Origin of the sequence: Tepidanaerobacter sp. EBM-49, from assembly GCF_001896645.1 — a bacterium.
Classification (GTDB): Bacteria; Bacillota; Thermosediminibacteria; order Thermosediminibacterales; family Tepidanaerobacteraceae; genus Tepidanaerobacter; species Tepidanaerobacter syntrophicus.
This window is the reverse complement of the sequence record NZ_MPPE01000044.1, coordinates 26,954-37,431: the sequence shown is the minus strand read 5'-3', so window position 1 is coordinate 37,431 and position 10,478 is coordinate 26,954. Positions and strand designations below refer to the sequence as shown.

The window sequence follows — 10,478 nt, the reverse complement described above, 5'->3', positions numbered from 1 at the left end:
TGTTTTGCCGTGGTCTACGTGACCTATTGTCCCTATATTAATATGGGGCTTTTTTCTTTCATATTTTTGCTTTGCCATGGTTATCCTCCTTAGATATGTAAATTGCAATTCAAAAGTAATATAAATCGTAGCTTTGTTGATTTTAAAAGCGAATTTTCAAATATATTTAATGCAAAAATGGAGCCCACGACCGGGCTTGAACCGGTGACCTCCGCCTTACCAAGGCGACGCTCTGCCTCCTGAGCTACGTGGGCTTGTTTGGTTGCGGGGGCCGGATTTGAACCGACGACCTCCGGGTTATGAGCCCGACGAGCTACCTGGCTGCTCCACCCCGCGGCAAGTTGTTTGATATAGAAAAGAGTCTTAATTATACAATCTATCTAATCCTGCTGCGTCTTTTATTCTAATATAAATTTAGATATTCGTCAAGGTTGAAATGTTTTGCTTATTGTGAAGCCCTGCAGCCTTTACAAAAAAATATATGCACCTCTAATATATAAGATTCAGAGGGCATACTCTTTTTTTATATAATGGAGCGGGAAACGGGATTCGAACCCGCGACATTCAGCTTGGAAGGCTGACGCTCTAGCCAGCTGAGCTATTCCCGCATATAAGCAATTATAAAGCCGGTTGCTTAGAAACCTTTTGGGCATGCCAAGATTTAACACATATTTCTTACTTCAAGATACTTCTCTAATTTGCGTTTTACCCGCTGAAGCGCATTATCAATGGATTTAACATGGCGCTTAAGCTCGCATGCAATTTCTTGATAAGATTTACCGCCTAAATACGAGACCAATACCTGCCACTCTAGTTTGCTTAAAATCTCGCCCATTTTATCTTCGATTTCTTCAAACTCTTCTTGGCTTATTATAAGTTCTTCCGGATCAGAAATCTTTACACCTGAAATAATGTCCATCAATGTTCTGTCCGAATCCTCATCATAAAGCGGCTTGTTAAGTGAGACATAAGAATTCAGCGGAATGTGCTTTTGTCTTGTGGCCGTCTTTATAGCAGTAATTATCTGCCTTGTTACGCAAAGCTCCGCAAAGGCTCTAAAGGAGGCAAGCCTGTCAGGATTAAAATCTCTGATGGCTTTATACAGTCCGATCATACCTTCTTGTATAATATCTTCACGATCAGCGCCTATTAAGAAGTATGATCTAGCTTTAGATTTAACAAAGTTTTTATACTTGTTAATGATATATTCAAGTGCCTCATGGTCGCCATTAGTGGCTTCACATACTATATCTTCATCGGTCATGTCATCAAAAGAAAGACATTCCTCTTTAGGAAGCCCAACATTCAATAAGATCGCCCCCATGATTTTTTAAAGAGCTTACGCTACAAATGTTATTATAGCGCATTTTTACTGCATTAGTCAAGTCTTTAGCTTCCATGTTTTTGCTAATTTTCGCCTTTTATTTGTTTTCCCAGCTGTTCTTTTAAATCTGGGTCGATTATATCTGCTAATGTCTGCCCCTTTTCAGGCTCATTTTTTATAATGCGCTGTCTTTTGGCTCTTAAGCTTTTTACCTCTTCATGGAGCTCTCTTGCCGAAATCCTGGCTGCTCCCCTGCCCATCACTATTTGTTGCTCTATCCAGTCTGAAGTTGCAACCCTTATTTTTTCTTGTTTTCCTAGAGCATCTGCAATTTTTTCTATATAATGGTCTGCTGTTTCACCGCTTTTGGTATAAATCACTTCGACTCCGTTTATAATATAGCTTGTCCGGGTATTTTTATTTGCTTGATGGGCATCAAAAACTAAGATAACACAAATGCCGGTAAAGGCAGAATAATCAGCCATAATATCTATCAGTTTGTCCCGGGCAGAGGCTAAATCCACCTCATTGGCTTCTTCAACTAATTCAGGCCAGGCGTTAATAATATTGTAGCCGTCTACTAGAAGATATTCACGATGTCCTCTGTCCATTTTTTGTTATCCTCTGCCTTAATATGTCATATCCTATAATAGATGCAGCCACAGATGCATTAAGCGAAGTTATATGTCCTTTTAGCGGGATTCTCACCAGTATATCGCATTTTTGCTTTACTAGTTTACCCAAACCCTTGTCCTCACCGCCAATTACAAGAGCAACAGGTCCGGTAAGATCTACCTCAAAATAATTTTTCCCCTCTGCATCAGCACCGATTATCCACAAACCTTTTTCTTTTAGTTCGTCTATTGTCCGTGCTATATTAGTAACCCTGGCTATTCTCATATATTCTACAGCTCCTGAAGATATCTTAGTCACAGCCGGGGTTATGCCACAAGCCCTGTTTTTTGGTATTATAATTCCGTGGGCGCCAAGCCCTTCAGCGGTCCTAATAATGCTGCCTAAATTTTCAGGATCGGTAAGTTCATTTAAAATAAAGATTAACGGATCTTCTTTAAGATCAGAGGCAGCTTTCAAGATATCCTGGACGCTGCAGTAATCTTTTGGAGAAGTTTTGGCTATTACCCCTTGATGCCCCGAGGTTTTTGCAATTGAATAAAATGCTTTTTCATCTACCTCCGCAAAAGGTATTCCTGTCTCCTTTGCTTTGGCTATTATATCCTTTATCAAGCCATGGTACTCGCCTTTCTTTATATAAATTTTATTTATGGGTCTTCCTGCATTTAAAGCTTCCCATACAGAATTTCTTCCTTCTATTTGATCTTCATTAATCTTAATCAACTCCTATTTTATGTTATAATCAAGAAAAGGTTTGTACAAATGATATTTTAATTTTTTGAAAAAGTCAAGGAGGTTCACTATGAAGGTAACTGTTTTAAGCCATACGCCGGAGCCGGAAAGAACTGTAGCCGCTGCAGCTCGGCTTTGTTATTCGAATACTGAGGCTTGGGAGATTATGGAAAATTTAACTCCTGAAAAAGCTTCGGCTTTTATCAAAAAGCTTATAGATATGGGGCATATGTCCCCGATGGAACATGCCAGCTTTACTTTTGCAATAGACGGAGTAAGCAGGTCACTGCTTTCTCAAATAACTCGGCACAGGATAGCATCTTATTCAGTGCAGAGTTTGCGATACAATAATCCTTTCGATAAAGAATTATCATCAAAAGGCGCGGATAGAACATTAGAGATGGAAACTAAAAGTTATATGGAAGGCCTTGCTTTTGCCTTAAAAAATTCTGATATAACTAAAGAAGTATATAAATCTCTTGTAGCAAAAAACAATGCAGAAGGTCATATGCCTCAAGATATTAAAGATTTAAATATGTCTTCATATATGCGGGGCATCTTTGACGGCGCAGGAACATTGTCAGAGAATAACAAGTTTGCCGTCGCATTTCCAAAAGAATTTGATTCTGTGCTAAAGGGCGCCTTTTTTGAAGGGTTGCAAAAAGACGGCAAAATTCTAATTGAGGATGACCTTGCCAGAAAGTTTATTAAATACATTTATGAAGATATGGATTTTGCAAATTCTTCCTACGATGAAGAAAAATTTCTTGAATCATGTCTAAAAAGCCCTTCTTTTGCAAGAGAAGTTACAGATTTGATGGAAACCTGTGTTGATAAAAAATACTATGCCACAGTACCTGAAAGTATCTCCCGAGATCCTCGGACTTTATTAACATACATTAAGGGACTTGATGCCTGTAAAAAACGCTACATCGATCTTATAAAATCCGGAATAGATCAAGAGGATGCAAGATACATACTGCCCCTTGGCACCCAGACAAAGTTAGTTATGACCATGAATGTCAGAAGTCTACATAACTTCTTTAACCTGCGCTGCTGTGAGAGGGCTCAAACAGAAATTCGCAATCTCGCCTATATGATGCTGGAGGAAGTAAAAAAAATCGCCCCAAGTCTCTTCGAGACGGCTGGGGCTCCTTGCGAAAAATTAGGATATTGTCCTGAGGGTAAATTCGGATGTGGAAAATATCCTCCTTTAAAATCAAATTAAGCTTTAATCTTTTCATTTCTATAATCAAAAGCCATATTTAAAATTTTATGCAGCCGTTCGGTCTGGCCGCTAAGAAAAAGATATCCCAATAAGGCTTCGAAAGCTGTGCTGTAATGATAATCCATGATATCCGCATGCTTAGGGATAGTGTTTACCTTGGCGTTTCTTGCATTTCTTACTATATTGATTTCGTGGGGTGTAAGCTCCGGTTCTAATGCTTTTAGAATTTCGGCTTGTGCAGAGGCCTTCACATAATCTACTGCTTCTTTGTGAAGGTCTCTTACTTTTTTACCGCTGCCTACAATCTTTGTTCTGATAAATAAATCAAATACCCCATCTCCTACAAAAGCCAAGGCTAATGCAGAAAGCTCATCGGGGCTTAACTTGTTTTCGTTTTTATTGCCTGAAATAATAAATCACTCCAAAATTTTATATTCTTTTCCACCTGACGCCGGCAGGGGTATCTTCCAATATTATTCCTTTTGCCTTCAGCTCATCTCTTATTTTATCTGCCAGCTGATAATTTTTTTCTTCTCGTGCTTTCTGTCTTTCTTGAATTTTTTTCTCAATTTCTTCATCCAGTAATGTTTTCTCGTTAAACTTGCGGAAAAAGCCCAGCACATCGCCTAAGGAAAGAAGGGCATTTTTTGTATCGGTAATTAGTTTCTTTGGAGACTCTTCATCAATATTCATATTATAATCGCGCACTATATTAAAAAGAGAAGCGATTGCATCTGCGGTATTAAAATCGTCATCCATAGCCCTTATAAATTCCTGCCTGTTGAGCTCAAGTTTTTTTAGATACTCCTTGCATGGCGCCGTAAGGTCTTTGTCCTTTGCCGAACTTTCAAGGTGTTCCATGGCATAAAGTGCGTTATAAAAACGCTCCAAGGCATTTGCCGCCTGCTGTATCAGCTCTTCGCTAAAATTAATAGGACTTCTGTAGTGGGATGACAGCATAAAGAATCTTACCGTTTCCGGATCATACACCTTCAATATGTCTCTTACGGTAAAGAAATTTCCGAGAGACTTGGACATCTTTTGATTGTTAATGTTCAAATATCCCACATGCATAAAATACCTTGCAAAAGGCTTGCCTGTAGCAGCTTCGCTCTGAGCTATCTCGTTTTCGTGATGGGGAAAGATAAGATCAGGGCCTCCGCCATGTATATCTATTGTTTCTCCAAGATATTTCATTGCCATAACCGAACACTCGATATGCCATCCGGGCCTTCCTTTACCCCAGGGGCTGTCCCATCCGGGTTCACCCGGCTTTTGGGCTTTCCATAGTGCAAAATCCATAGGATCTTTCTTCTTTTCTCCCGGCTCGATTCTGGCACCAGCTTTAAGTTCGTCTATGTTTTGGTGGGAAAGTTTCCCATATTCCTTAAATTTACTCGTATCATAATACACATCGCCTTCCACTACATAGGCATATCCTTTGTCAATTAAAGTTTTGATTAAAGAAATTATGTCGTCTATGTGCTCAGTCGCCCGGGGATGCACATCTGCCCGGGCTATTCCAAGGGCGTCGGCATCCTTAAAGTACTCATCGATAAAGCGGTCTCCTAGTTCTTTTACGGTAATGCCTTCTTCATTGGCTCTTTTTATCATTTTGTCATCAATATCGGTAAAATTTTGTACAAATGTTACTTTATATCCGCGAAATTTTAAATAATTCCTTACCATGTCAAACGTGATAAAAACCCTGGCATTGCCTATGTGAAAAAAATCGTATACCGTAGGGCCGCATGTATAGATTGTTACATGATTGTCTTTAAGCGGCACAAATTCTTCTTTCTTTCGAGTAAGTGTATTGTAAATTAGCATTTTCAAGCCTCCGTCTATTTGTTTTCTTTAATTGCAAAAACCTTTCTAGCCTGTTTTTGAATTAAGCTCTTTTTCTAAAAACGCAATCCTCATCTCTAATGTTTCTATCTTTTTCTGCAAACTCTTCATCATATCTGCTACCGGATCGGGAAGCAGATGGTGATTTAAGTCTACTTTCGTAAAATCAGCCTCGGCAAAATTAATCTTCTCTCTTACTACTGCTTTTCCCGGAACTCCCACAACTGTTGAATTAGGCGGAACATTTTTTAATACAACAGCGCCTGCGCCAATTTTAGAATTATCGCCTATTGTTACCGGTCCCAGCACTTTTGCACCTGCGCCTACGACAATATTGTTGCCTAAGGTAGGATGCCTTTTGCCTTTTTCTTTGCCAGTCCCTCCAAGAGTTACTCCCTGATACAGGGTAACATCGTCGCCTATTTCGGCAGTTTCCCCTATAACAACGCCCATGCCGTGGTCTATGAAAAATCTTTTGCCTATCTTTGCACCCGGGTGAATTTCTATACCTGTAAAGAAGCGGTTGATTTGGGAAATTATACGCGCTATCAGTGTTAGGTTATGACGATAAAAAACATGGGCTAAGCGGTGCAATAAAATCGCATGAAATCCTGGGTAGCACAAGATAACCTCTATTACGCTTTTTGCAGCAGGATCCCTCTCGAAAACCGTCTTTATATCTTCCTTGATAATATCGAACATGTATATTTTCCTCCCGATACAGTATTTTCACCTTAACTTTAAACTTTTTGGGTAACAAAAAAGTCTTTCACCTCTCAGAGGCGAAAGACTCGCGGTTCCACTCTGTCTTATAACTTAAAACCTTTAACGGCTCACGCCGCATAGCCCCTACTTAATTTCGAGGTATGAGCTCCGGGACGCAATTTCGGTCTTGTCTTCCTTAAAACCGCTTTCAGCCGGTGACGGTTTCTCTCTACAAGGGGTGTCAAGCCTACAAATCCCTTCAACGCTTCAATTTATTTACTTTTGTTTATATACTATTAAATTTAATCTGTAAAGTCAAGTACTACTTACAAAATTCATAATTTCTCAATAAGGCATACAGCCTGTGACGAAATCCCCTCTTCACGCCCCTCAAAACCTAGTTTTTCTGTGGTAGTAGCCTTAATGCTTACTCTATTTTTGTCTATTGCTAAAGCAGCTGCAATATTTTCCCGCATTTCATTAATATAAGGGGATAGTTTCGGTCTCTCGGCACATATCACTGAATCGATATTAACTACCTTATATCCTGCTTCACTTAAAATCTTTTTGACTTCCTTAAGCAGTAAAATGCTAGAAATATCTTTGTATTTAATGTCGGTGTCCGGAAAGTGAGTGCCTATATCGCCCAATGCCGCAGCCCCTAATAAGGCATCATTTATAGCATGCACCAAGACATCTGCATCTGAATGCCCTAAAAGTCCTTTTTCGAAAGGAATTGCAACTCCTCCTAATATAAGCTTTCTGCCTTCTATAAGCCGATGAACATCATAGCCAATACCTATTCTCATATACTACCTCCTTGGATCTGCAAGCCCCATTGATACAAAAGCTTCTGCAAATATTATATCTTCAGGCGTAGTTATCTTTATGTTTTCATAGGAACCTTCAATTATTTTTACAGGAAGACCCATCCGCTCAACTAGAACTGTATCATCAGTTCCGTAAAAACCATCTTCCATAGCTTTCTCGTACGCTTTCATAATAACATCGTATTTGAAAGTCTGAGGCGTTTGTATAGCCCACAAAGCCTTACGATCCGGCGTAGTCTTTACTATGCTTTTATCGTCAACTACCTTAATCGTGTCTTTTACCGGCACCGCAACGCCTACGGCATCACATTCAGCTGCAGCCTCAATACTATTTTCTATGATTTTTACCGGAATAAAAGGCCTTACGCCATCATGTATAACAACAATATCAGCATCTTTAGGAAGCGCTTTTAATCCGTTGTATACAGAATCTTGGCGTTCTTTACCGCCTTCCACTATTCTTGTCTTCTTAAAACCATACTTCTTTATTATCTGTTCTTTCGTATATTTTACGTCAGCCGGTGGCACCACAAGGATAATTTCATTTAAAATTTTCATTTTCTCAAACTTATTTAATGTATAGTAAAGTATAGGATGTCCCTTTATAGTTAAAAACTGCTTGCTTACATTGCTGTTCATGCGTTTTCCCTGGCCACCGGCAGCTATTACGGCACACACTTGCATAGACAATTCACCTCAAAATTAAGCGGATTTAGGCTTTGCAAATATCATTCTACCGGCAGCGGTCTGGAGTACACTTGTAACCAGTACTTCAATAGTTTCGCCTATATATTTTTTCCCGCCGTCTACCACTATCATAGTTCCGTCGTCAAGGTAGGCTATTCCCTGTCCGCTTTCCTTGCCGTCCTTTATAACTTGCACTACCATCTCTTCGCCGGGAAGAACAATTGGTTTTAAAGCATTTGCCAGTTCATTGATATTTAATACCTTGACCTTTTGAAATTCAGCTACTTTGTTTAGATTAAAATCATTAGTAATTATGCACCCGTCAATTAGCTGAGCAAGCTTCACCAGCTTGCTGTCAACCTCCGCTATGTCTTCAAAGTCCCCCTCGTAAATCTCCACTTCCATATCTACTTCTTTTTGAATTATATTAAGAATGTCAAGACCTCTTCTGCCTCGGTTTCTTTTAAGGCTGTCGGAAGAATCAGCGATATGCCGCAATTCTTCTAACACAAATCCCGGAATAACAAGTGTACCTTCTATGAATCCCGTTTTGCAAATATCGGCTATACGACCGTCAATAATTACGCTTGTATCTAGTATTTTTGGCCTTACCAAGCTTATTACCGATGATTTCTTTTTCTTTTTTTGCAAATTGCCCACGGAAGATGCAATGATATTTGTCAATTCATCTTTTTTCTTCAGAGCAACACTTGCACCCAAATAGGCCATTATTATATTGAGGATTATTGGTATATACCCGCCCACCCATGGAATACCGAGAAAGGCCCGGTTAAAAAGATTTGCGAGTAAAAGGCCCATTACCATTCCAAAAAATCCATACAAGATATCTTGCATAGGAGTTTTTTGCAGCTTATTTTCAATCCACTGACTGGTTTTTTCAAAAATATTAATAATACGTGGGCTTAAAAAATAAAATATGATTCCGGAAGTTAAAGTTCCTAAAAGAGTAATTATAAGTGCGGTAAGATAACTAAAAGTAAAAAAATTAAAATAACTATTAAAGTAAAACAATAAAGACATGATTTCAAAGCCAATGCCAAGACCTATAATTGCAATAATAATTCGTAAAGCTTTATTTTGCAATAATTGCCACCTCCATTCGGCTGCGCAACATTAAATTTTTTATTTACTTTTAAATTATATAATAAATAAGTAATTAAATCCACATTTGGCACAAATTTATAGCAAGTTAGCTTTTTAATAAAAAAATGCGCTTCAAATGAATGCATTTTCGATCATCTGAAGCGCTTCATCTTCCTGTATATTTTTGCTCAGCACTATTTCGCTTATTAAAATATGCTTTGCATTTTCCAACATCTTTCGTTCTCCGGTTGAAAGGCCCTTTTCCTTTTCTCTTAAAGATAAATTTCTTACTACTTCTGCCACCTGCAGAATATCTCCACTTCGTATTTTGTCCATATTTGCTCTATAGCGGCGGTTCCAGTTAGAAGACATTTTGCTTTCTTGGCCTTGGAGCACATTAAATGCCTCTTGTATTTCATCTTCCCTTGCCACTTCTCGTATACCTATATCTTCTATATGATTTAGCGGTATCATTACTTTCATGTTACCTATGGGCATCTTCATAATGTAGTATTTTTGTTTTTCGCCTAGGATTTCCTTTTCTTCAATTGCTTCTATAATTCCTGCTCCGTGCATTGGATATACTACTTTATCCCCGATATTAAACATCCAGCTGTTCCTCCTCCCCATTATATATACGTATTAGTATACCATAAAATTGCATATTTGTCAAATAATAATCTTTAATTATACTACGCAATATGCAGTATGTCAACGTAGTTGCTGAAAGTTTTCACAAGGGCTAAAATATCTGCGAGGATAATAGCAATAAGTTAAATATGAAAACCAAAGAATTATATAGTTTCGCAGCTCTAATTACATTTGTGAAAAAGAATATTTTCTCTATTGTAAGAATTTTATTGATATTCAGTTCGCTCTGTGTTATTATAATATTATCAATTGCTGTCAAAAACGGAAATATGAAAGGAAGGCTATTTATGGCAATTCCTCAAAAGGTAGATTTTACTGATATTTCCACTTGCCAATTTCTCAAATGCGAGGATACTTGCTATGGCCCGATATGTTACTGCATTCTAGAAGCTTGGGGCGATAAAACATTATGTCCTCGCGAAGTCAAAGAAGTCTGCGAAAAAGAACATTACATCGTAATGTAGCGAATATAAGGCGGAGTATCTATTCTCCGCTTGTTTTTTTGTACACGAGTTTTCCCTTGCCGATAGCGCATAGCACAGAGACCAGCTAACTCAAGCACAAATAGCACAGAGGGACGGTTCTTTTGTGTTGTCTGACAACACAAAAGAACCGTCCCTCTGTGCTATGCTGCCTGTGCTGTTCATTGTGCTGTTATGTGCTCCACCTCTGTGCTCTTTGTACTCTTTTCCAACATTACTTGACACTATCTTGCGGAATTTTTCATTTGACAAAA

The 10,478-nt window shown here is 38.6% G+C and carries 12 protein-coding genes and 3 tRNA genes; 2 read left to right on the top strand and 13 right to left on the bottom strand.

Translation table 11 applies throughout. The features are described from left to right. Positions 1-178 precede the first annotated feature (178 nt). The 6 genes from BUE08_RS08140 to rlmB form a co-directional block, all read right to left on the bottom strand. Positions 179-254, bottom strand: a tRNA-Thr gene (locus BUE08_RS08140). 5 nt (positions 255-259) lie between these two features. Next, positions 260-336: transfer RNA gene (locus tag BUE08_RS08135), tRNA-Met, on the bottom strand. Positions 337-531: 195 nt separating this feature from the next. After that, positions 532-608, bottom strand: a tRNA-Gly gene (locus BUE08_RS08130). 53 nt (positions 609-661) lie between these two features. Continuing rightward, the gene (gene sigH, locus BUE08_RS08125) at positions 662-1,324 is read right to left on the bottom strand and encodes an RNA polymerase sporulation sigma factor SigH (RefSeq protein WP_083497662.1); all 663 of its coding nucleotides are present in this window, start codon (positions 1,322-1,324) and stop codon (positions 662-664) included. An 83-nt stretch (positions 1,325-1,407) separates the two neighbouring features. Further along, the gene (locus tag BUE08_RS08120) at positions 1,408-1,935 is read right to left on the bottom strand and encodes an NYN domain-containing protein (RefSeq protein WP_213951784.1); all 528 of its coding nucleotides are present in this window, start codon (positions 1,933-1,935) and stop codon (positions 1,408-1,410) included. After that, positions 1,916-2,671 (bottom strand): 23S rRNA (guanosine(2251)-2'-O)-methyltransferase RlmB, encoded by a 756-nt coding sequence (rlmB, locus tag BUE08_RS08115; protein ID WP_353682108.1) that lies wholly within the window; start codon positions 2,669-2,671, stop codon positions 1,916-1,918. The genes BUE08_RS08120 and rlmB overlap by 20 nt, the downstream gene beginning before the upstream one ends. Before the next feature lie 88 nt (positions 2,672-2,759). Here rlmB and thyX point away from each other — a divergent pair, with 88 nt between their 5' ends. Then, positions 2,760-3,917 carry an FAD-dependent thymidylate synthase gene (gene thyX, locus BUE08_RS08110; RefSeq protein ID WP_286680705.1) on the top strand — a complete coding sequence of 386 codons (1,158 nt, stop codon included), beginning with the start codon at positions 2,760-2,762 and terminating at the stop codon, positions 3,915-3,917. Here thyX and BUE08_RS08105 read toward each other — a convergent pair. The 7 genes from BUE08_RS08105 to BUE08_RS08075 all read right to left on the bottom strand — a co-directional run bounded on the left by BUE08_RS08105 (position 3,914) and on the right by BUE08_RS08075 (position 9,700). Beyond that, on the bottom strand, positions 3,914-4,270 hold the full coding sequence (locus BUE08_RS08105; protein WP_273039415.1) for a Mini-ribonuclease 3: 357 nt from the start codon (positions 4,268-4,270) through the stop codon (positions 3,914-3,916). The genes thyX and BUE08_RS08105 overlap by 4 nt on opposite strands. Before the next feature lie 76 nt (positions 4,271-4,346). Next, the gene (gene cysS / locus BUE08_RS08100) at positions 4,347-5,747 is read right to left on the bottom strand and encodes a cysteine--tRNA ligase (protein WP_213997214.1); all 1,401 of its coding nucleotides are present in this window, start codon (positions 5,745-5,747) and stop codon (positions 4,347-4,349) included. A 45-nt stretch (positions 5,748-5,792) separates the two neighbouring features. Beyond that, positions 5,793-6,467: a serine O-acetyltransferase gene (gene epsC, locus BUE08_RS08095; RefSeq protein ID WP_213951781.1), complete on the bottom strand. Its 675-nt coding sequence runs from the start codon at positions 6,465-6,467 to the stop codon at positions 5,793-5,795. Between the two features lie 338 nt (positions 6,468-6,805). Continuing rightward, positions 6,806-7,279, bottom strand: a complete 474-nt coding sequence (ispF, locus tag BUE08_RS08090; RefSeq protein ID WP_213997215.1) for a 2-C-methyl-D-erythritol 2,4-cyclodiphosphate synthase — start codon at positions 7,277-7,279, stop codon at positions 6,806-6,808. Positions 7,280-7,282: 3 nt separating this feature from the next. Then, complete coding sequence (ispD, locus tag BUE08_RS08085; RefSeq protein WP_213997217.1) at positions 7,283-7,984, bottom strand: 2-C-methyl-D-erythritol 4-phosphate cytidylyltransferase; 702 nt, start codon at positions 7,982-7,984, stop codon at positions 7,283-7,285. An 18-nt stretch (positions 7,985-8,002) separates the two neighbouring features. After that, a complete protein-coding gene (locus tag BUE08_RS08080; RefSeq protein ID WP_286680704.1) occupies positions 8,003-9,091 on the bottom strand; it encodes a PIN/TRAM domain-containing protein in 1,089 nt (362 codons plus the stop codon). Positions 9,092-9,223: 132 nt separating this feature from the next. Next, positions 9,224-9,700, bottom strand: a complete 477-nt coding sequence (locus BUE08_RS08075) for a CarD family transcriptional regulator (RefSeq protein WP_213951777.1) — start codon at positions 9,698-9,700, stop codon at positions 9,224-9,226. A gap of 329 nt (positions 9,701-10,029) precedes the next feature. Here BUE08_RS08075 and BUE08_RS08070 point away from each other — a divergent pair, with 329 nt between their 5' ends. Next, the gene (locus tag BUE08_RS08070; RefSeq protein ID WP_213951776.1) at positions 10,030-10,206 is read left to right on the top strand and encodes a hypothetical protein; all 177 of its coding nucleotides are present in this window, start codon (positions 10,030-10,032) and stop codon (positions 10,204-10,206) included. Positions 10,207-10,478: the final 272 nt, after the last annotated feature.